This is a genomic window from Amycolatopsis ultiminotia (genome assembly GCF_039536925.1).
In the GTDB taxonomy this organism is placed as follows: Bacteria; Actinomycetota; Actinomycetes; order Mycobacteriales; family Pseudonocardiaceae; genus Amycolatopsis; species Amycolatopsis ultiminotia.
Map to the genome: position 1 here is coordinate 514,200 of NZ_BAAAZN010000004.1, position 20,718 is coordinate 534,917.

Consider the following 20,718-nt stretch of genomic DNA (forward strand, 5'->3'; position numbering starts at 1 on the left):
TCAGCGCACCAGCCACAGCACGCACGTCGCCGCCACCAGGGACAACGGCGTCGTCAACGCACCGAGGCGGAGGAACTCCCCGGTGGCCGGCCGATGGCCGGGACGCGACAGCACCCGGCGCCACAGCAGCGTGGCCAGTGAGCCGAGGTAGGTCGCGTTCGGGCCGATGTTCACGCCGAGCAGGACGGCGAGCAGCACCCCCGGATCGGGGTGCGCGCCCAGCGCGGACAGCAGGATCAACGTCGCGGGCAGGTTGTTGACCAGGTTCGCCAGCACGGCTGCGACCGCCGCGGTGAGCAGCAGCTGCGGCAGTCCCGCGGTGTCCGGCAGTACGGTGCGCAGCAGCCCGCCGAGCACGTGCCCGTCCACCGCTTCGACCACCACCGCGAGCGCCAGCACGAACAGGATCAGCAGCGGCGAGGCCTCGGTGAGCACCTGCCACGGCCGGATCCTGCGCTCGGCCAGCGCGCGCACCGCCAGCACGAGGGCGGCCAGCGCGGCCACCCACGCCGGTTCCACGTGCACCAGCTGCCCGGTGGCGAAGCCCACCAGCATCACCGCGAGCACGATCAGCGTGAACTTCGGCGCCTGGCGGTGCTCGTAGGCCGGCCGGGTGGCCGGTTGCCGCAGGTCCGTGCGGAAGAACCAGGCGAACGCGCCGAGCTCGACGGCGATCGTGACCAGCCACGGCAGCGCCATCAGCGCGGTGAACCCGGCGAACGTCAGCCCGGACGCGGCGAAGGCGAGCAGGTTGGTCAGGTTGGACACCGGGAACAGCGTCGACGCCGAGTTCGCCAGGTGCACGCACGCGTAAACGTGCGGACGGGCGGTCAGCCGCAGTTTCTCCGACGTCGCGAGCACGACCGGGGTCAGCAGGACCACCGTGGCGTCGAGACTGAGCACCGCGGTGACCGCCGCTGCCGCCACGAACGTCAGCACCAGCAGCCGGCGGGGTCGGCCGCGGCAGATCTCGGCCAGTTCGCCGCCGAGCCAGGTGAACACGCCCTCCGCCGCGGCGAGGTGGCCGACCAGCAGTATTGCGGCGAGGAACCCCATCGTCGGGAGGATCTCGGCCACCCGGCGGCCCGCTTCCGCGGGCGAGGTCAGCCCGAGTGCGAGCACCACGCCTGCGGCAGGTACCGCGACCACGGCCTCCGGCAGTCCCCGCGGCCGGACCATGGCGAACCACAGGGTGCCGCCGAGCAGGACCACACTGCAGACCGCCGCGAGGGGACCGTTCACGCTCGAACGCTAGCCGAACGCGGTGCGGTGGCGGTCAGACGGAGGTCGGCTCCGGCACTCCCGCGCCGCGTTCGAGCTCCGCTTCCTTCGCCCGGATCACCGGCAGCACGTGCTCGCCGAAGTGCGCCACGTCCTCCAGGTAGTGCAGGAAGCCGAGCAGCAGCAGGTTCGCGCCGCGTTTCTTGTATTCGATCGCCCGGTCCGCGATCTGCTCCGGAGTGCCGATCAGCCCGGTGCGGAAGCCGTCGTTGTACTGCACGAGGTCGGCGAACTCGGAATCCGCCCACATGCCTTTGCCGTCCGCGGTGGACTTCCCGGCCTGCTGCACCGCGGAGCGGAAGCCCTCGACCGCGTCGGTGTTCGCCTTTTCGACGATTTCCCGCAGCACCGCCCGTGCCTCGGCTTCGGTCTCCCTGGCGATGACGAACCCGTTGAGGCCGAACCGGACCGGATGCCCGTTCTGCGCGGCGTACCCGCGCACCTCGTCGACCTGTTCGCCGAACCCGTCGAAATCCTTGCCGTTGCTGAAGTACCAGTCCGACACCCGGCCCGCCAGCTTGCGGGCCGCGGTCGAGTTGCCGCCCTGGAAGACCTCCGGGTGCGGACGGTCCGCGCCCGCCTGCGGTTTGGGCTTGATGTCGAAATCGTGGATCCGGTAGAAGTCGCCGCCGAACTCGGCGTGGTCGTCGGTCCAGAGCTCCTTCAGCACCCGGATGAACTCCTCCGAACGCCGGTAGCGCTCGTCGTGGTCGAGCCACGGTTCACCGAGGCCGGTGAACTCGTCCTTGAACCAGCCGCTGACCACGTTCACCGCGGCCCGGCCGCCGGAGATCACGTCGGCGCTCGCGATGAACTTCGCCAGCACACCGGGGTGCCACAGCCCGGGGTGGATGGCCGCGATGACCTTCAGCCGCTGCGTGGCGAGCAGCAGTGCGAGGCTGAAACCGGTGGATTCGTGCTGGTAGGCGGCACCGTAGCTGGAGGTGTAGCGGACCTGGGTCAGCGCGTACTCGAACCCGTTGTGCTCCGCGAGCACGGCGAGCTCGCGGTTGTACTCGTAGCCCCAGTCGGTGCGCTGTTCGATGTCGCTGGTGACGAGGCCGCCGCTCACGTTCGGGACCCAGTAGGCGAATTTCAGTGCTTCGGACAGCTGGGGTGCAGACATGCGGCGAGTCAAACAGCGGGCCCTGACCAGCGTCAACGCGGGTCCACGCGATGGGAAGTTCCACAAAGGACAGTGCGGGACGGCCGCCGGGGGCGTACTGGTGGCCACCCGGTAGCATGGTCGAAGCGGACGAGCTGGCAGGACGGTCGCGTGCCGGGTGTTCCCGGTTCGAGGAAAGTCCGGACTCCGCAGGGCAGGGTGGTTGCTAACGGCAACCCGGGGCGACCCGCGGGACAGTGCCACAGAGAACAGACCGCCCCCGTCGGTGCTCCATTCGACGGGGGTAAGGGTGAAACGGTGGTGTAAGAGACCACCAGCATCCCGGGCGACCGGGATGGCTCGGTAAACCCCACCCGGAGCAAGGCCAAGAGGGAGCGCACCTGCGCTCCTGCGCAGGCGATCGAGGACGGCCCGTCCGATGCCTGCGGGTAGGCCGCTGGAGCCTGCCGGCGACGGCAGGCCGAGATGGATGACCGTCGCCCCGGCGGCCGCGAGGCTGTGGGGGAACAGGATCCGGCTTACATGCCAGCTCGTCCGCTTCGCGCCGAAAATCACGCTGGGTCACCGCCGGATCGGGGTGCCCAGCCGAATAGTGACGATGTTCGCACCGTCGCGTGATCGATTCCGAGTCATTCGTGATCCGCCGCGCTCACTCACCGGACTCGCGCGAGGCGGCCGAACGGGGCATGCCACACTGGTCGCGGTCCGACCGGCCGGCAGGTGGAGCACCGAGAGTGAACATCGCACTCCCCGCGGGGTGACTTCCCCGCAGCACTGCGAAATCCGGGTGGCCGGGGTTAATCCGAAGCACCCTTGCCACGATGATGGAGGGTGAGGAATTCTCACCAGACGAACCGGATCGGATCCACCACTGCAGGCCCTGTCCACAAGTCGACATCTACACAGCGCGCTTTGACCATTACCCTTTGTCACGCCATGATGTTGTTCGAAGCTTCGCCCCAGCCAGAACCGCACGGCCGCCGCTGTGCACCAGGAGTATCGCGATGACGAGCATGACCACCCTCGAGACGCTGGCCGCCGGCGAGCTCGGCACCGGCAACGTCAGCAAATGGTTGATCGACAACATCATCCCCCTGGTGTTGCTCGCGGTCGCGCTGCTGCTGCTCTGGCTGGGTGGCGGCAAGGGCGACAACGCGGGTGTCATGCGCAGGCTCGCGGGCGTGGTCATCGCGCTCGCCATCATCGGGCTCGCGGTGAGCGGCGCCGGGGTGAACGTGGGCCAGTGGATCGCCGGCCTGTTCACCGGATGAGGCGGGGCAGGCGTGCGCATCAGGACCGATGACGAGGTCTACCGGGTCGACGCCGTCTGGCTCGGCCCGCCGAAGGCGACTTTTCCCTGGAGAGCCCGCTACGTCGCGTGGCTCGTCGGTATCCCGGTCTTCCTGGTCGTGCTCACCGTCGAGCGGTGGGCAGGCTGGAGTTTCGGGTTCTTCTCCACGGCGTGGGCGTTCGTGGCCACCATCGTGATCACCCGGCTGATCACCGCCAAGATCAGCCACGAGCGTCCGCTGGGTGCGGTGATCGCGATGGCGGGCCGGGAACTCCGGACGCCGCGGGAAAGGACCACCGGCACCGGTGGCGCGGTGAGCGCCAGCCGGATCCGCGTGCGAGCGGAGCGCCCGCTGCCGAAACACAAGAGAAGGCGGCAGTACCGCCAGCGTGGCCCCGGCCACGGCGGCGGAGCACAGGCCGGAGTACAGGGAACACCACGAGCGAGCCGGAGCCGCCCCGCGGCTCGGGCCGGGAGGTAGTCGTTGTTCGGTCGCGGCGGAAGCCGGGGGAAGCGGGAACAGGACGTGCCTGCGGGTGTCTGGGAGGCAGCCGGGCAGGTCCGGTCCTCGTCGTACCGGGACAAGAACGGTGCCTCGGCGGGCAAGGGCCGACGGCTGCCCGGTGAGCAGGCGATACCGGCGTACACGCCGTCGATCGCCGCGCGCAGCATCGACGGGCACCTGCTGCGTACCGGGTACGAGGTGTACGCCTGGTACCGGCTCGCTCCGCAGCGCTGGTCCTTTCGTTCCGACTCGCAGCGCCGCGATCTGATCGCGGCCATCGCCGGGCAGTACTCCGAACTGCAGGGCCGCTGGCTGCACCTGCGGGTGACCAACCGGCCGTACCCGATCCGGATGTGGGCCGAGGCACACGTCTACAACGCGGTCGGCAGGCCGAACGACGTGCCGGGCGCGCTGTCCTTCGACGACTACCTGATCGGCGAGCAGCAGCAGCTGATGGGCCGTTCGATGGCGGAGAAGGAGGTCTACCTCGGCGTTCAGGTGCAGACCCGGCGGATGGTGGACCGGGCAGTGGAGCGGGCCGCGCCGGTGCTGCGCAAGATCCTGCCGGAGGCGGTGGACGCCGAGCTGACCGCACTGGACTCCGAGGTCGAGCACCTCGACCAGGTGATCGGCAGTGCCGGGCTGGAAGGCCGTCCGGTGCATGCCGAGGAGATGTCCTGGCTGATGCACCGTTCGTGCTCGCTCGGGCTGCCCGCGCCGCGTAACATGCCCGCCGTCCCCGGTGCGGCGTGGGAGCCGGAGGACCTGGCCAGCTTCACCGACGCCGCCGACTTCCACGCCGATCCGTACGCGCCGACGGTCACCGTCCGCGGCCGTACCGGTTCCAACGCCGGGGTGTCCCGGCATCTCGCGGTGCTCACCGTCGGCCAGATGCACGGGCTGCAGATCCCCGAGGTGGACGACCCGTGGATCCAGCACGCGGACCGGCTGCCCGCCGCGGTCGAGGTGTCCGCACGGATCTACGTCCGCCGCCCGGAGGAGGTCTCCGGCGAGCTGCAGCGGCAGATGAACAAGGTCCGCTCGCAGGTCAAGCACTACACCGACGAGCATGAACTGGAGCCGCCGCAGTCACTGTCCCGGCAGGCCGGACGGGTGCTGGAGATCGACGACGAGATGACCTCGGGCTTCACCGCGCTGGCCACCCGGGTGCGGTCGTGGTGGCGGCTGGCGGTGTCCGGTCCGACCGAGCGCGACGCGCTGCGCCTTGCCCAGCAGCTGCTCGACCTGTACAAGCCGAAGATCGCCGTCGAGCATCCGGAAGCGCAGTACGCACTGGCGCGCGAGTTCATCCCCGGTGAGCCGCTCGCCTCGGCCGCCTACATGCGCCGTGGCTCGGTGGTCTGGACGGCGTCCGCGGTCCCGACCGCGACCGCGGAGGTCGGCGACCGGCGCGGCATCCTGCTCGGCGAGACGGTCACCGCGACGCGGCGTCCGGTGGCCTGGGACCCGTGGATGGCGCAGGAGATCCGCGACGGTTCCGGCCTCACCGCGATGGTGGCCGGCCTCGGTGGCGGCAAGTCCTTCCTCGGCGGCGGCATCGTCTACAAGACGCTGCGCGCCGGGGCGCACTGGACCATCCTCGACCCGTCCGGCCCGCTGTCGCGGCTGTGCGACCTGCCGGAGATCCGCCCGTACGCGCGACCGATCAACCTGCTCAACGCACAACCGGGCATTCTCAACCCGTACCGGGTGGTTGCCGAACCGCTGCTCGAGCACTTCCTCGACGAGGAGGATCCGGAGCGGTCCTGGCGCAGGGAGAAGGCGCTGGCCGGCGCGACCCGGCGGCGGCTGGTGCTCGACGTGCTCACCGGGGTGCTGCCGTACGAGGTGTCGCGGATGGCGCAGACGCGGATCGTGCTGCTGCGTGCGGTGCGTGCGGTCGGCGGCCGGTTCGACGCCGATCCCGGCCAGGTGATCGACGCACTGCGCCGGGATTCCAGCGAGCACCACGAGCACGCCGTCGTGGTCGCGGACTTCCTCGACGAGATGCGCGAGCGGATGGCGCTGCTGATCCCGGAGGACGACGCCGACCCGTACGCCGAGACCCGCGACGACCGGATGACCGTGCTCACCATGGCCGGTCTGACGCTGCCGAAGGACGGCGTGCCGCGCGAGTACTGGACGGACGCCGAATCGCTCGGCGTCGAGATGCTGAACCTGGCCGCGTGGCTGACCCAGCGGTCGGTCTACGAGAAGCCGAAGGAACTGCGCAAGGGCGTCTGGATCGACGAGGCGTTCTTCCTGTCCGAGGTGCCGACCGGGCGGGTGCTGATGAACCGCTTCGCCCGTGACTCGCGCAAGTGGAACGTCCGGGTGCTGCTGTCCTCGCAGATCCCGGCGGACTTCCTGAAGATCCAGGGCTTCGTGGCCCTGCTCGATTCGGTGTTCGTCGGCAGGCTCGACGACGACGACGCACAGGCCGACGCGCTGCGCCTGCTGAAGGTGCCGGTCGGGGTCGGCTACGAGCAGGTCGTCGCGGCACTCGGGCGCCGCCCCGGCGCGCAGCGCGACCTGGAACGCGACCTGGAGCCACGGCAGTTCATCTTCGGCGACGGGGCAGGCGGCGTGGAGCGCATCCGCGTCGACTTCTCCGGTCCGCACCTCGACCAGCTGCGCTCGGTCATGGACACCACCCCCGGCTCGCCCGACGCGCGCACCAAACCGGGCAGCGACCTCGTGGTCAAGCACGAGGAGGAGGCCAAGCCGTACGTCCCGACCCCACCGGAGGACGACGAGCTGGAGCACGACTTCGAACTCCAGGCGGAATTCGAGGTCGGACTCACCGACGAGGAGCTGCTCGGCTCGCCGGACCCGCTCGCGTCCGAAACCGGCGAGGTGGAGGGTGCGGTGCACAACGGAAACGGGAACGGGAACCCGCGGGAGCGCCGCGCCCGAGCCGGTGGCAAGGGCGGCACCGGCAGGGATGCCGCGTGAACACTCTGTGGACGTTGGCGTTCGTCCTCGCGTTCGCCGCCGGCTGGCACGCGCTGCGCAAACGGATCCGGGAAGCCGGCCCGTCCGGGCGCCGTCCGAGCCGCCGCGCGTCGATGCTCGCCGTGGTGGCGATCATCGGAATGCAGACGGTGCTGTTCGCACCGTCGGCCGACGCCGCCGGATGCGGCGAGTCCCCGAACCCGGAACGCCCCGGATCCGGCCTGGTCGGCGCTCTGGACCCGGCCGAAGGCCATGGTGAGGCCGGTAGCGCGTACATCGACTACAGCTACGCAGGCATGGTCTGGAACACCTTCCAGACCGACTGCTCACCGCTGTCCGCGATCGCGTCACCCAGCTCGACGATCGACACCTGGGCGGGCAACCAGCTGTTCAACGTCGGCAAGAACATCGTCGGGGCGACCAACTCCCTGCACTACACGGTGCTGGAAGGCGGTTTGCTCAACCCGATCTACAACGCGGTGAAGGCCGGCGCGGAGAAGGTCTACAACAACATCTACGCACAGCTGTTCGGGCTCGTGGCACTGATCCTGTCGATCATGCTGTTCCGCAACATCTGGCGCGGTGACCTGGCCGGGGTCAGCAAACGGGCGTTGTACGCGCTCGCCGGGGTCTGGCTCGCGGCTTCGTCACTGGCGATGTTGCGCTACTTCGATCCCATCGACAGAGCGATCGTGCAGACCACAACCAACATCCAGGCAGGGTTCGTCGACGAATCCGAGAACCGGGTGGTCCGGCACATCCTGCCCACCGACTTGCACACCCAGATCGTCTACCAGAACTGGCTCCGCGGTGAGTTCGGTTCCTCGGACGCGCCACAGGCGAAACAGTTCGGCCGTCCGCTTCTCGACGCTCAGGGCTTCACCTGGGACCAGCTGCGCAACGGCGATGACGGCAAGCAGAACGTCGTCGACGCGAAGAAGGCCGCCTTCAAGGACATTTCCACCAAGCTCGGGCCCACCACCGGGTACTTCACCGGTGAATCGGGTGGCCGGACCGGCGCCGGATTCCTCGCACTGGGCCAGAGCCTGGTGTACTCGCTGTTCCAGTTGCTGGCCAAGGCATCCGTGTTGCTCGCGCAGGTGCTGATCCGGCTGTTCGCGCTCACCGCACCGCTGATCGGCCTGGTCGCGCTGCTGCACCAGGACATCCTGCGCCGGGTGCTGAAGGTGGTCGGCGGGGTTGCGTTCAACCTGGTCGTGCTGTCCGTGCTCGCCGGTGTGCACGCACTGCTGCTGCAGGCGATCTTCGCCGCGGGCGACTCGCTCAACCTGCTCACCCAGATGGTGCTGGCCGGACTGATCACGGTGCTGTTGTTCCTGGTCGGACGGCCGGTGCGGCGGTTGTGGCAGATGGTCGAGATGTCCGTGGGCGCGGTCGGCTCCGCGGTGCCCTCGCCGGGCGGGTTGTTCTCGCGGTTCCGCAAGAAGAGCGGTCCGACCCCGCAGGACGAGTTCTGGCAGAACGTCCGTGACACCGACGACGTCGTGGACGGCGAGCTGCGCGGTCCGATCGGCGCCACCGTCGGCGGCGGCAGGCACCGGCCGGAGGCTGCGGTGTTCGCCAGCGCGCAGCGGCTCGACAACGGTTCGCGTGCCGCACGGCCGGCTGCGGCGTGGTCCGGTGCGCCGTGGCCGGGAGCGGTCGGCCCGGCGTCGTCGGCGGCCGCGCTGCCCGCGGGCGGCGGTGGGGGTGCGGCGATGTTCGGTCAGTACCACCCGGTGAACGGCGATCCCGGCGATTACGTGGTGCCCGGCGCCCGGGTGCCGGCGCAGGAAAGCCGTCGCGTCGACACGTCTCCGGTGGCCGACCGGCGGTGGAGCGACGAACCCGAGCCGGTCGTGGTGCCGTCGCGGATCGACTCGCCCGACCGCGGTTACGCCACCCCGGCTCCTGACCAGCCCGGCTTCACCCCGCCGGGGGTACGGGCACAGCCCCGGCGGGTCGATCCCGAAGTGGTGGCAGGCAAACCGGTGTTCGTGCTGTACCGGCCGTCGCGCGGTATCGAGGTGCGCGACACCGACCAGATCGTGGGACGGTGACGCGTGCCGATCCGCACGAATCGGGGCCGGGCCGCGGTCTACCGGCGGCTGTGGGGCTTCCCGCTCCGCTCGCCCCGGCACCTCGTCGGCACCCTGGTCTTCCTGGCGATCCTGGTCGTCGTGCTCGGCATCGTCCTGCCGCGCACGGTGGGCAAGACCAGTGCGACGCCATCGGCGCCGACGTCCGGCGCGTCGCCCCGGCCCGGCGTCGCGGCGCCGGTACCGACCACCGCGACGCTGCCCACCCGGTTGTCCAGTCCGCTGGTCACGCCCACGTCGGCCCCGCCGAGCCCGGAGGCGATCGCGGTCGCCAAGCAGTGGGCGGCGGCGTGGGTGCACCATCCGGCCGGCATCTCCAACGCCGAGTGGCTGAACGGGATGCGCGCGCTCACCACGGAGGAGTACCTCCCGGTGATGTCCACTGTGGACCCTTCGAACATTCCGGCCACTCAGGTGACCGGTGATCCGACGGTCACCTCGTCCTACGGCAGCTCCGTCCAGGTCGTCGTCCCCACCGACGGTCCGCAGCTCAGCATCACCGTGGTCAAGACCGACGCGGGGTGGCGAGTGGCGGACTACGACCAGGCGAGCTGACCGTGCGGCTCGCCATCCTGGTCGGCGTGCTGGTCGCCGCCGTGTTCGCCGCGGTGCTGACCACGAGCGCGGTGACGAAGGTCGTGATCGACCAGCAGCAGGCCGCGGCGGGCGGCGTTGCGAACACCTCGTGCGACGCGGCGATCGGGCCGACCCAGCCGGGACAGCCGGGACAGGGCACCGGCCAGGCCTCCCGGCTCGACGACGAGCAGCGCGGCACCGTCTCGCTGATCATCTCGATCGGCAAACAGCGCAGCCTCGCCCCGCGCGCGTGGCAGGTGGCGATCCAGGCAGGTATGACCGAATCGGGGCTGCACAACGTGGACCACGGCGACCGCGATTCGCTGGGGATCTTCCAGATGCGCCCGTCGATGAACTGGGGCAGCGCGGCACAGGTCACCGATCCGAACTACGCGATCAACAAGTTCTTCGACGTGCTGCTCGGCGTCCCGGACTGGCAGAACCTGCGCCCCGGCGACGCGGCGCAGTCGGTGGAGCGCTCCGGTTTTCCCGACCGCTACCACCGGTGGGAGGCGATGGCCGCCACGCTGGTGGAGAACCTCGGCCAGGTCACCGACGCGGCCGGCTGCGGGCAGGGACTGGGTGCCGCGCTGCCGCCGAGCCAGGCCGCGGCGCAGGCGATCAAGTTCGCGATGGGGGAACAGGGCAAGCCGTACGTGTGGGGGGCGACCGGCCCGAACACCTACGACTGCTCGGGCCTGATGCTGCGGGCCTACGAGTCGGCGGGCGTGGTCCTGCCCCGGGTGTCCCGCGATCAGTACAAGGCGGGCGCGATGCTGCCGGTGCACGAGGCACAGCCCGGTGACCTGGTCTTCCTCGCGACCGACCCGGCCGATCCGGCGACGATCCACCATGTGGCGATGTATCTCGGCGACGGCAAGATCGTCGAGGCACAGCAGACCGGCGTGCCGGTGCACGTGCGGCCGTTCTCCTTCGACGAGGCCGAAGTGGTGCCGCAGGCAGTGCGTCCCGGCGTCTAGCATGGAGTGCGGGAGGCACCGGCACTCGAGCACGCACCGGACCGTTCGCGCGGCCGGATTCACCCGAAGTCGCGGCCTGTCCACGAGCAGGTGGCCGCGCGCTGGCAGAGGATGACACACGTGGCACGGAAATTCGGCAAACGAGGCAAGCCCGGCCAGGGCGAGTCCCCTGACCCGGCAGCGCTCTTCGGCGCACCCCAGCCGCAGCGCCAGTCCGCGCACCCGGCGTCCAGCACCCCGCTGGCGGATCTGCTCAACCAGGGCTGGCCCGGCGTCGACGCCGGGTACGTGGTGCTGCCGAGGTCACTGGCCGAGGGCATGTCGCTGCCGTGGCAACAGCAGATGGCCGCGCTGCTGGCCCAGTTCCACGCGGAGAACGCAGACCTGGCCTGGCCGGTGTACCGCGTCGTCCCGTCCCGTTACGAACGTCTCGTCGACCTGGACGAGGAACAACTCGCCGAGGCGGGCTACCTCGTCGAAATGGACACCGACGGCGAGATGGTCTACCGCGAACGCAGTGGCCGCAAAGTCCAGGACCCGGACCACACGTCGGTACTGGTGTCCTGCCTCGACCCGATCCCGCGTCCGGCAGCCCATCCGGCCGCCCCGGCCCCACCCCCGGGCCCGCTGGCCGCCCCGGCCCCGATGAACATCGGCCCGGCCCCGGTGTGGCGATCCAGCCCGCAAGGCCAACCCGACAGCCAACCCGGCCCACGCCCTGGCGGTGAACCGCCGACGCACAGGCCGGCGCCCGGTGCGGGTGCGCCGTCGCCGTCGCCGTCGCCGTCGCACAGAGCCGGACCGGGGGATTCGGGTGCGCCGCCACCTGGTGCCGGTCCGGGTGCCGGTGAGGCGCCATCAGGCGCCGACGAGGCGCCGCGTGGTGCCGGGCCGGTCGCGGCGGCCGGTGCGGCGCAGTTGCGCGGTGCCGGTCCGGGCGCTGGTGAGTCGCAGTCGCGTGGTGCTGGGCCGGGTGTTGGTGAGTCGCCGTTGCGTGGTGCTGGGCCGGGTGTTGGTGAGTCGCCGTTGCGTGGTGCTGGGCCGGGTGTTGGTGAGCCGACGTCGCGTGGTGCCGGTGCGGCGTCGGCTGGGGCCGGGCCGGTTCCGCAGCCTGGCGTTGGTGAGGTGCCGTCGCGGGCTGCCATATCGGGACCTGGCGAGGTACCCACGCGTGCCACCGGGCCGGGCCGGGCGTCACCGCCGGGCGTTTCCGGCCTCGGCGAGCCCCCGGCGGCTCCCAGCCGAGACGCCTCCGTCCCGACCGGACGAGGTCCGGCGGAGCGCGGCACTCAGCCGCCGCCCGCGGACGGTTCTGCCACGTCCGGCGGTGCTGTTCCACCCGGGCGAACCGGCCCAGCCACCCCCACCGGCGGCGTCCCGCTGGGCTCGGACGAGGGGACTGCCGGTCCTACCGGGACGGGTCGCCATTCGGTCGGCCGCGCTGGCGAGGCTGCTTCTGCTGGTGCGGATCCGGCGGGGCCGCAGGCGCGGGCGACTTCGGCCGGCGAGCCGGGCCGGCCACCTGCTGATGAGGCCGGTTCTGCCGACGCGGACAAGACGGATTCGGCGGCTGCGTCTCCTGTGGCGCCGCGGCGTGCTGATGAGACCACCCCGCCCGGCGGAATCCCGGTCGATCTCGAGGGAGATGCTGCCGTGTCCGCGAGGGCGAGTCAGCACTCCGCTGAACCGGATCGACGCCCGTCCGAGCCGGGTACGCAGAGCCCTCCGGAACCCGCTTCGCCGTCTGGCGTTCCAGCCCCCCAACCGGCTACGTCGAACACGGCAGTCGAGTCGGGTTCGGCAGGCACTTCGGGCCCGGCGGACATGGCAGCCGCGTCGGGTTCGGCGGGCACGACAGCCGCTTCGGACGCGGTGGGTGCGGCTGCCCAGGGGCCGGCGGAGGCGTCGGTTCCGGGTTCGGCGAGCGCGGTTGCTGCGTCGCCGCCGTCCTCGGCTGAGGTTTCCGGGGCGGCTGCGGCATCGCCGGATGGTTCCGTTGTTCCACCGGCAGTCCAGGCTGGTGCTGGGCAGGCGGGGCAGGACGGTCCGGTGCCGGATCGCTCGGCTGCTTCGGCGGCGGTTCCGAAGGACGAGGACGAACAACGCCGTGCGCGGGAGTCGTGGCAGCCGGAACCGTATGTGCATGAAGCTCGGCAGGCCGCGCCGCCGCACGGGGATGCCGGCCACCGGGGTTCGCCGCCGGGGGAGTCCGGGCGGAATGTGGTTCGGCCGCCGGAACCGGGGGCCGTCCCGGCGCCCTCGAAGGCGGTCCAACCTGGCTCGGCGCAACCCCAGGAGAGCGGGCCGCAGACCCGACCGGGAGCACCGGACTTCCCGGTCGGCACGCGTCGCCCTGAGACAGTTGCCCGGCCTCAGGGCGACGACCTGCCAGCCGACCCTACGGAAGCGCAGCCACCATCCCGGACCGGCGGGTCACCGCCACGCACACCCGTGCCGTCCGAGGGCCCGGCCAACCCGCCGCAATCGCCTGCGAGCCCAATGCAGCCGTCCGCCGATCCGCTGCAGTCGCCTGCGAGCCCGGCTCAACCGCCTCCCGACCAGCCGCAGGCGACCGGCACCTCGCCGCAGCCTCCGGCCGACTCGCCGCAGCCGCCGCAGCCTCCGGCCGACTTGCCGCAGCTGCCGCAGCCTCCGGCCGACTTGCCGCAGCTGCCGCAGCCTCCGGCCGACTTGCCGCAGCCTCCGGCCGACTCTCTCCAGCCGCCGCAGCCTCCGGCTGACTTGCCGCAGTCGCCGGAGTCGCACGCTGCCTCGGTGCGGCCTTCGGCAGATCCGGTGCAGTCGTCGGTCGATCGGCCCCCGCCATCCACCGCTTCGTCACCGCCCCCGGCCTACCCGCCGAACCCGGCCGCCCAGCCGCCTCAGTCGTCGGCTGGGGTGGGGGGAGCTCCGGTGACTCCACCGTCCGGACGTTCGGCGGCGGGTGGACCGCCGCGGTTTCAGTTGCCGCAGCCTGGCGGAGGACGGCGGGGGGACGAGGAGGCCGGGCCGGATGGGCGGCCGTTGCCGGTGTTTCCCGGGCAGGAGACGGGCGCGGTGGCGCCTCCGCCGGTACGGGATTACCGGTCCGAACTGCCGGTCTTTCCGGGGCGGGAGCCGGTGGTGCCGCCGGTACCGGGGCCGGGTTCGGGGCAGCAGCCGGAGCCGCCTGCCCCGGCTGCTTCGACCGACGACGTCGACACCCCGCCCCGCGGGACTCCGGTGCAGCAGCTGCGTGGGTGGTTCGACCAGCACCCGGACCAGCATCCCGATCCGCAGCCGAGCCGGTATCCGGAGCAGCACCCCGACCAGCAAGGCGGCGGAGAGTTCGGTCCCACCGGCGATCCCACCGAAATCCCGTTCCGCTGGCGAAAGTGACGCGCCAGGTGTCACGCTGAGGCCATGTCTGACGACCCGAACCCGGACCAGGGCTGGTATTACAACACCCGCACGCACGAGGTGGAGCATCTGCAGCGCAGCCGCAGCATCGACCTGCTCGGCCCCTATCCGGACGAGGCGAGCGCACGCCGCGCGCTCGAGACCGCCCGCGAGCGCACCCGGCAGGCCGATGCAGCCGACCGGGCCTGGGCGGGCGACGACGACTGACCCCCAAACGGGCGGGCCCCGCCGATCGAGGGGGGGAAGCGACGGCCGGCGCTCAAGCGGGGCGGATCGAGCGTACGACGGCTGACGCTCAGCGGGCCGGTGCGCTGAGCGGGCCGAGCGGTCCAGGTCGGCGGCGCTCAGCAGCCGATGCGGCTGAGCGGGTACGGGCCGGCGACGGCGAGCGCTCCTGAACCGGACGGCGCGCCGATCCCGTCGATGACGGCGACCGCTGAGTGCTCAGTGGGCCGGCAGCACCGACGGGTCCAGTACGAACTCCGGGTCCACCTGTGCTTCCAGGTCCGCGCCGGTGCGGCCGTTGCCCCATGCGCGGGCGTTGCGGAGGTGGAACTCCACGCCCTGGCGCTGGTAGCGGGCCCAGTCCCGGGTCTCCGCGTCCACTGTGGACAGCATGGTCGCGAGGGTGCTCAGATTGTCCGGCTCCAGCTCGCCGATCGGGCGGGTCGTGCCGCGTTCGGCGGCTCGGACGTGCCCGGACGCGCTCATCCAGCCGAGCAGTGCCTCGCCGAGCTGGTCGGTCAGGAATGCCACGTCGTCCGCGTCGGTCACCTTGTTCCCGATTGCCACGAGCCGCACGCCGAAGTCGCGGGCGTGGTCGGCATACTGCCGGTACACGCCGACGCTGCGCAGCGTCGGCTCGCACACCAGGAACGTCACGTCGAAGCGGGTGAACAGCCCGGACGCGAACGCGTCGGCGCCCGCGGTCATGTCCATCACCACGTACTCGCCCGGTCCGTCGACCAGGTGGTTCAGCAGCAGCTCCGCCGCACCGACCTTCGAGTGGTAGCAGGCCACGCCCAGATCGTCCTCGTCGAACCGGCCGGTCACGCCGAGGCGCACCCCGCCGAGCGGGCGGAAACACGCGTCGAACACCGGATTGTCCTCGAACGGCCGCACCAGCCGGGAGCCACGTCCCGGTGGGGTCGTCTTGATCATCGCCGCCGCGGAGGGGATCCGCGGGTTGTCGCCACGCAGGTGGTCCTTGATCAACGGCATGTGCTCACCCAGCGTCGGCCAGGCCAGCGCCTGCTCTTCGGTGGCCCCGAGCGCCACCGCGAGGTGCTGGTTGATGTCGGCGTCGATCGCCAGCACCGGTTTGCCTGCGTCGGCCAGGTAGGACACGAACAGCGACGAGAGCGTGGTCTTCCCGCTGCCGCCCTTGCCGACGAACGCGATCTTCACGGCGAACCCTTTCCGATAATGAAGACGGTTTTCATTGTGGCACGCTACACCCGTCCGGCCCGCGCCCGAACGGGCGATCACGGCCGGTCGAGCGGATACTGTGGGGTGGTGCCCCCACTCGTGATCCGGACCCACGCGTCGGGAGGAGACTTCGGTCGTCTCCGGGCGCAGTTCGGGCTGCCGGATTCCTTCGGGCCGGACGTGCTCGCCGAGGCCGAGGCGGCGGTGCTCGACCCGCTCGTGTCCGCGGGTGGCCGGGAGGACGCCACCGGGCTGCCGTTCGTCACGATCGATCCGCCCGGTTCCAAGGACCTGGACCAGGCCATGCTGATCGAACGCACGGCGGGTGGTTTCCGGGTGCACTACGCGATCGCCGATCTCGCCGCGTTCGTGCCGCCCGGCGGTGCGCTCGACCGCGAGGCGCGCCGCCGCGGGCAGACGCTCTACCTGCCGGACGGCAACGTTCCGCTGCATCCGCCGGTGCTGTCCGAGGACGCGGCAAGCCTGTTGCCCGGCGAGGTGCGCCCGGCGGTGCTGTGGACGATCGACGTCGGCGAAGACGGCGAGCTCGCCGCCACCCGTGTCCGTCGTGCGCTGGTGCGCTCCACCGAACAACTGGACTACGACGGTGTGCAGGCCGCGCTCGACGCCGGGCGCCCGCATCCGTCGGTGGCCGCGTTGCCGGAGCTGGGGCGGCTGCGCCGGGAGCTCGCGGTCCGCCGCGGTGCGGTCGAGTTGCAGCTGCCGGAGCAGGAGATCACCGGTGACGCGGACGGCGGCTGGGTGCTCGCACGCAGGCCGCGCACTGCCGTCGACGCGTGGAATGCGGAGATTTCCCTGCTCACCGGGATGGCGGCGGCGCGGATCATGATCGAGGCCGGCGTCGGGGTACTGCGCACGTTGCCACCGCCGGATCCGGAAGCGGTGCAGCGGCTGCGTCGGGCCGCCGTCGCGGCCGGACTCGACTGGCCGTCCGCTCTCGGGGTTTCGGAGTTCTTGTCCACTTTGGACCCCGGGCAGCCCGCGTCGATGGCACTGTTCGCCGACACCACGCGGCTGCTGCGCGGCGCGGGCTACACCGCATTCGACGGAGAGCTGCCGGAAGTGCTTACGCACGGCGGGATCGGCGGCCCGTACGCGCACGCCACCGCGCCGATCCGGCGGCTCGTCGACCGGTTCGCCGCGGAGGTCTGCCTGGCGGTCACGGCCGGGCGCGAGGTACCGTCGTGGGTCCGCGAGGCGTTGGCCGAAGTGCCTGCGCAGATGTCCGCTTCGGACGGTCTGGCCGCCAGGGTGGAGCGGGCCTGTCTCGACCAGGTCGAGGCGTGGGTGCTCGCCGAGCGCGTCGGACAGGAGTTCACCGCGGTGGTCCTGCGTGCGGAGGAGACGAAAGCGGAGATCCTGCTGGAGGATCCACCGGTGATGGCGAGGTGCTCGGGTACGCGGTTCCCGGAGGGGGAACGCATCACCGTGCGGCTCACCGAGGTGGACGTCGACCATCGAAAGGTGTCGTTCGAACGCGTATGAGGAGCACGGAACTGGTTGACGACCTCGGCGAGCCGGTACCGCTGGAGCGCCTGCCGGAGCGGGTGGTCTCGCTTGTGCCTTCGCTGACCGAGGCGGTGGAGGTGAGCGCGCCGGGGCGGATCGTGGCGGCAACCGACTACTGCACCCAGCCGCGCACTCTGGACGTTTCGCGGGTCGGTGGGTCGAAGTACCCGAAGCTCGACCGGGTGCTGGCGCAGTCGCCGGATCTGGTGCTCGCCAATTCCGAGGAGAACCGGCCCGAGGACGTGGAAGCACTGCGGGCCAACGGGATTCCGGTTTTCGTGATGGCGGCGGCGGAGTCCGTGCCCGCCGCGCTGGGGTCGTTGCGGCGGATTCTCACCCAGATCTTCGGGATCGCGGAGCCGGAGTGGCTCGTCACTGCGGAGGAGCTCTGGCGGGACGTCGAACCGGTCCGTCACCGTGCGGTCGTCCCGGTGTGGCGGAAACCGTGGGTAGTGCTCGGCCGCGACACCTTCGCCGGAGACGTACTGCGCCGGGTCGGCATCGAGAACGTCTACTCCGGACACCCGCAGCGGTATCCCCGGCCGTCGATCGACGAACTGCGGGAGGCCGGGGCCGATCTGGTCGTACTGCCCGATGAGCCGTACGAGTTCACCCAGGACGACGGCCCCGGCTTCTTCCCGCAGTTGCGTCCGGTGCTGGTTTCCGGCCGGTACCTCAGCTGGTACGGACCGTCCCTAGTGGACGCCTACGCGGCGCTCAAAGAGTCAGTCCGGTGAGGACGGTGACGCGTTCCTCGGTGAAGTCCGCCATCGCCGCGGCCGGGCCTTCCCGGCCGATCCCGGAGTCCTTGACCCCGCCGTAGGGCATCTGATCGGCCCGGAAACTCGGCACGTCGCCCACCAGCACGCCGCCCACCTTGAGCCGGGCGGAGAGGTCGAACGCGGTGCGCAGGTCCCGGGTGAACACGCCGGTCTGCAGCCCGAACCGGGACGCGTTGATCCGTGCCACGCCATCGTCTACCGAGGACACCCGGATCAGGGAGACGACCGGCCCGAACACTTCGTCCGCCAGCACCGACGCGTCCTCGGGCGCGTCGGCGAGCACGGTCGGCTGCACTGTGGACCCGGTCCGGCCGCCGCCGGTGAGCAGTGTGGCTCCGGCGGAAACCGCTTCGGAGACCCAGGATTCCACCCGTGTGGCAGCACGCTCGTTGATCAGCGGGCCGACGTCCACCTCTTCTTCGCGCGGGTTTCCGGTGCGGAGCGCGGCTACCTGGGCCAGTACCTTCTCCTGCACCTCGTCGTAGACGTCGGTGTGCAGGTAAACCCGCTGGACCGAGATGCACGACTGCCCGGCCTGGTACATCGCGAACGTCGCGATCCGCTGTGCGGCGAAGTCCAGATCGGTCCAATCCGGACAGACGAGCACCGCGCCGTTGCCGCCGAGTTCCAGTGCCACGTGCTTGCGCGGCACGCGGTCGCGGATGGCCCAGCCCACCGGCACCGAGCCGGTGAACGACACCACCGGCAACCGCGGATCCGCTACCAGCTCGGCGGTTTCTTCGTTGCCGAGCGGCAGGATCGACCAGCTGCCGGCGGGCAACGCGGTCTCGGCCAGGATTTCGCCGAGCAACAGCGCGGTCAGCGGGGTCGACGGCGCCGGCTTGAGCACGATCGGCGCGCCTACCGCAATGGCAGGAGCGACCTTGTGCGCCACCAGGTTCAGCGGGAAGTTGAACGGGGTGATGGCCAGCACCGGTCCTCTCGGCACGCGGCGGACCAGCGCGAGCCGCCCGGTGCCGCCCGGGTCGGTGTCGAGGCGCTGCAGTTCCCCGGAGAACCGGCGGGCCTCCTCTGCCGCCCAGCGGAAGGTGGACACGGCCCGGTCCACCTCGCCGCGGGACCACTTCACCGGCTTGCCCGATTCCGCCGTGATCAGCCGGGCGATTTCCGCACTGCGTTCGGAAAGACGGCGGGACACGTGGTCGAGCGCACCCGCACGGACGTGCGCGGGCAGCGCGGCAAACTCGTCCGCGACGTCGGCCGCGGCCTGCACCGCAGCGTCCACATCGGACGGACCAGGCAGGTGGTGTGCACCGGCTTCGGAGCCGTCGAAGGAATGCCGGATGACCGCGGTGGCCTTGCCGGTCACCGGTTTTCCGGCGACCCAGAACGGAACAGTCATGAGCGGGCCTCCGTACGGACTGCGTGCTCGAGCACGGTGAGGCCTTCGTCGAGCAGTTCATCGGACAGCGACAGCGGGGGAAGGAGCCGGATCACGTTGCCGTAGGTGCCGCAGGTCAGCACCACGACACCGTGGGCGTGGCACGACGCGGCGATCCGCTTGGTCAGGTCGGCGTCCGGCTCCGTCGTGGCGGGCTGCACGAATTCGGCGGCCAGCATCGCGCCACGGCCACGGACGTCGCCGATCACCCCGGTTTCCGTTGCCAGTGCGTGCAAACGCTGCAGCACCTGTGCCTCCATCCGGTTCGCGGAGCCTGCCAAGTCTTCGGTGCGCATGGTCTCGATTGCACCGAGCGCGGCCGCGCACGCGACCGGGTTGCCGCCGTAGGTGCCGCCGAGCCCACCCGGACCGACCGCGTCGAGCAGCTCCGCACGCCCGGTCACCGCCGAGAGCGGCAGCCCGGCCGCGATGCCCTTGGCTGTCACCACCAGGTCGGGGACCACGTTTTCGTGCGTCGAGGCGAACCATGAACCAGTGCGGCAAAAACCGGTTTGCACCTCGTCCGCCACGAAGACCACACCGTTGTCCGCGCACCATGCGGAAAGCGCGGGAAGGAATCCGGGCGCGGGCTCGATGAAGCCGCCCTCGCCCTGAATCGGCTCGATGACCACGGCCGCGACCTGGTCCCCGCCGATCTGCTTCTCGATCCGGTCGATCGCAGTGCGCGCGGCTTCGTCGCCGGACCGGCCGTCGCGGTACGGGTAGGAGCCCGGCACGCGGTACACCTCGGGCGCGAACGGGCCGAAACCGTGCTTGTAGGGCACCGATTTCGCGGTCAGCGCCATGGTGAGATTCGTCCGGCCGTGGTAGGCGTGGTCGAACACCACGACCGCCTGGCGTCCGGTGGCGGCACGCGCGATCTTCACTGCGTTCTCGACTGCCTCGGCGCCGGAGTTGAACAGCACCGACTTCTTCGCGTGCTCGCCCGGTGTGACCTCGGCCAGTGCCTCGCACACCTGCAGGTAGCCCTCGTACGGCGTGACCATGAAACAGGTGTGGGTGAACAGACCGGCCTGCTCGCGTACCCGGTCCACGACCGCGGGCGCCGAGTGCCCCACGTTCGCCACCGCGATGCCGGAGCCGAAGTCGATCAGCACATTGCCGTCGACGTCGGTGAGCAGGCCGCCGCTGGCCGAGGTGAGGTACACCGGCAACGTCGACGAGACGCCCGCCGCGACCGCGTTCCCACGCCGCTGCTGCAACGCACGGGAAGCGGGGCCGGGGATTTCGGTTTGCAGCCTGCGTTGCCGAGGTGCCGGGGCCCGGACACCCACGGTCCGGGGCGCCACGGCCCGGGGTTCCGACGCGGTGCTCGCGGTCATGGGTGCGCTCCTGGGGTGAAC

Annotated in this window: 16 protein-coding genes and 1 other RNA gene; 11 read left to right on the forward strand and 6 right to left on the reverse strand. The window is 71.0% G+C overall.

The features are described 5' to 3' along the window. Both ABD793_RS12845 and sfnG read right to left on the reverse strand, forming a co-directional pair. Complete coding sequence (locus ABD793_RS12845) at positions 1–1,179, reverse strand: SLC13 family permease (protein WP_344859248.1); 1,179 nt, start codon at positions 1,177–1,179, stop codon at positions 1–3. Positions 1,180–1,276: 97 nt separating this feature from the next. Then, positions 1,277–2,407, reverse strand: coding sequence for a dimethylsulfone monooxygenase SfnG (gene sfnG, locus ABD793_RS12850; RefSeq protein WP_344859093.1), 1,131 nt, complete (start codon positions 2,405–2,407; stop codon positions 1,277–1,279). Between the two features lie 130 nt (positions 2,408–2,537). Here sfnG and rnpB point away from each other — a divergent pair. The 7 genes from rnpB (at position 2,538) to ABD793_RS12885 (ending at position 10,813) form a co-directional block, all read left to right on the forward strand. Next, positions 2,538–2,944: RNase P RNA component class A (rnpB, locus tag ABD793_RS12855), an RNA gene on the forward strand. A gap of 467 nt (positions 2,945–3,411) precedes the next feature. Continuing rightward, a complete protein-coding gene (locus ABD793_RS12860; protein WP_344859096.1) occupies positions 3,412–3,678 on the forward strand; it encodes a hypothetical protein in 267 nt (88 codons plus the stop codon). Positions 3,679–3,690: 12 nt separating this feature from the next. Beyond that, complete coding sequence (locus ABD793_RS12865; RefSeq protein ID WP_344859098.1) at positions 3,691–4,179, forward strand: hypothetical protein; 489 nt, start codon at positions 3,691–3,693, stop codon at positions 4,177–4,179. Between the two features lie 3 nt (positions 4,180–4,182). Next, positions 4,183–7,158: an ATP-binding protein gene (locus ABD793_RS12870; RefSeq protein WP_344859100.1), complete on the forward strand. Its 2,976-nt coding sequence runs from the start codon at positions 4,183–4,185 to the stop codon at positions 7,156–7,158. Next, complete coding sequence (locus tag ABD793_RS12875) at positions 7,155–9,218, forward strand: magnesium transporter (protein WP_344859102.1); 2,064 nt, start codon at positions 7,155–7,157, stop codon at positions 9,216–9,218. The genes ABD793_RS12870 and ABD793_RS12875 overlap by 4 nt, the downstream gene beginning before the upstream one ends. 3 nt (positions 9,219–9,221) lie before the next feature. Beyond that, complete coding sequence (locus tag ABD793_RS12880; RefSeq protein ID WP_344859105.1) at positions 9,222–9,812, forward strand: hypothetical protein; 591 nt, start codon at positions 9,222–9,224, stop codon at positions 9,810–9,812. Positions 9,813–9,814: 2 nt separating this feature from the next. Beyond that, positions 9,815–10,813 carry a C40 family peptidase gene (locus ABD793_RS12885; protein WP_344859108.1) on the forward strand — a complete coding sequence of 333 codons (999 nt, stop codon included), beginning with the start codon at positions 9,815–9,817 and terminating at the stop codon, positions 10,811–10,813. A gap of 303 nt (positions 10,814–11,116) precedes the next feature. Here the strand turns inward: ABD793_RS12885 and ABD793_RS42670 are convergent, their stop codons facing one another. Further along, the gene (locus ABD793_RS42670) at positions 11,117–11,359 is read right to left on the reverse strand and encodes a hypothetical protein (RefSeq protein WP_425548693.1); all 243 of its coding nucleotides are present in this window, start codon (positions 11,357–11,359) and stop codon (positions 11,117–11,119) included. A 2,511-nt stretch (positions 11,360–13,870) separates the two neighbouring features. On the opposite strand from ABD793_RS42670, the gene ABD793_RS12895 reads away from it, so the two are divergent. Together ABD793_RS12895 and ABD793_RS12900 are read left to right on the forward strand one after the other, a co-directional pair. Then, positions 13,871–14,191, forward strand: coding sequence for a hypothetical protein (locus tag ABD793_RS12895; RefSeq protein ID WP_344859256.1), 321 nt, complete (start codon positions 13,871–13,873; stop codon positions 14,189–14,191). 24 nt (positions 14,192–14,215) lie between these two features. Continuing rightward, positions 14,216–14,419, forward strand: coding sequence for a hypothetical protein (locus ABD793_RS12900; protein WP_344859110.1), 204 nt, complete (start codon positions 14,216–14,218; stop codon positions 14,417–14,419). A 237-nt stretch (positions 14,420–14,656) separates the two neighbouring features. On the opposite strand, the gene ABD793_RS12905 is transcribed toward ABD793_RS12900, so the two are convergent. Then, positions 14,657–15,619, reverse strand: coding sequence for an ATP-binding protein (locus tag ABD793_RS12905; RefSeq protein WP_344859113.1), 963 nt, complete (start codon positions 15,617–15,619; stop codon positions 14,657–14,659). Positions 15,620–15,739: 120 nt separating this feature from the next. Here ABD793_RS12905 and ABD793_RS12910 point away from each other — a divergent pair, with 120 nt between their 5' ends. Both ABD793_RS12910 and ABD793_RS12915 read left to right on the forward strand, forming a co-directional pair. Further along, positions 15,740–17,146, forward strand: coding sequence for an RNB domain-containing ribonuclease (locus tag ABD793_RS12910; RefSeq protein WP_344859251.1), 1,407 nt, complete (start codon positions 15,740–15,742; stop codon positions 17,144–17,146). Further along, on the forward strand, positions 17,143–17,907 hold the full coding sequence (locus tag ABD793_RS12915; RefSeq protein ID WP_344859116.1) for a helical backbone metal receptor: 765 nt from the start codon (positions 17,143–17,145) through the stop codon (positions 17,905–17,907). Before ABD793_RS12910 ends, ABD793_RS12915 begins: the two co-directional genes overlap by 4 nt. On the opposite strand, the gene ABD793_RS12920 is transcribed toward ABD793_RS12915, so the two are convergent. Both ABD793_RS12920 and gabT read right to left on the reverse strand, forming a co-directional pair. Further along, complete coding sequence (locus ABD793_RS12920; RefSeq protein ID WP_344859118.1) at positions 17,888–19,315, reverse strand: aldehyde dehydrogenase family protein; 1,428 nt, start codon at positions 19,313–19,315, stop codon at positions 17,888–17,890. The genes ABD793_RS12915 and ABD793_RS12920 overlap by 20 nt on opposite strands. Then, positions 19,312–20,697 (reverse strand): 4-aminobutyrate--2-oxoglutarate transaminase, encoded by a 1,386-nt coding sequence (gabT, locus tag ABD793_RS12925; RefSeq protein ID WP_344859120.1) that lies wholly within the window; start codon positions 20,695–20,697, stop codon positions 19,312–19,314. Before gabT ends, ABD793_RS12920 begins: the two co-directional genes overlap by 4 nt. Positions 20,698–20,718 lie beyond the last annotated feature (21 nt).

Coding starts and splice junctions, on each gene's coding strand:
- ABD793_RS12845 (WP_344859248.1), bottom strand. CDS start 1,179: ATGGTCCGGCCGCGGGGACTGCCGGAGGCCGTGGTCGCGGTACCTGCC.
- sfnG (WP_344859093.1), bottom strand. CDS start 2,407: ATGTCTGCACCCCAGCTGTCCGAAGCACTGAAATTCGCCTACTGGGTC.
- ABD793_RS12860 (WP_344859096.1), top strand. CDS start 3,412: ATGACGAGCATGACCACCCTCGAGACGCTGGCCGCCGGCGAGCTCGGC.
- ABD793_RS12900 (WP_344859110.1), top strand. CDS start 14,216: ATGTCTGACGACCCGAACCCGGACCAGGGCTGGTATTACAACACCCGC.
- ABD793_RS12915 (WP_344859116.1), top strand. CDS start 17,143: ATGAGGAGCACGGAACTGGTTGACGACCTCGGCGAGCCGGTACCGCTG.
- ABD793_RS12920 (WP_344859118.1), bottom strand. CDS start 19,315: ATGACTGTTCCGTTCTGGGTCGCCGGAAAACCGGTGACCGGCAAGGCC.
- gabT (WP_344859120.1), bottom strand. CDS start 20,697: ATGACCGCGAGCACCGCGTCGGAACCCCGGGCCGTGGCGCCCCGGACC.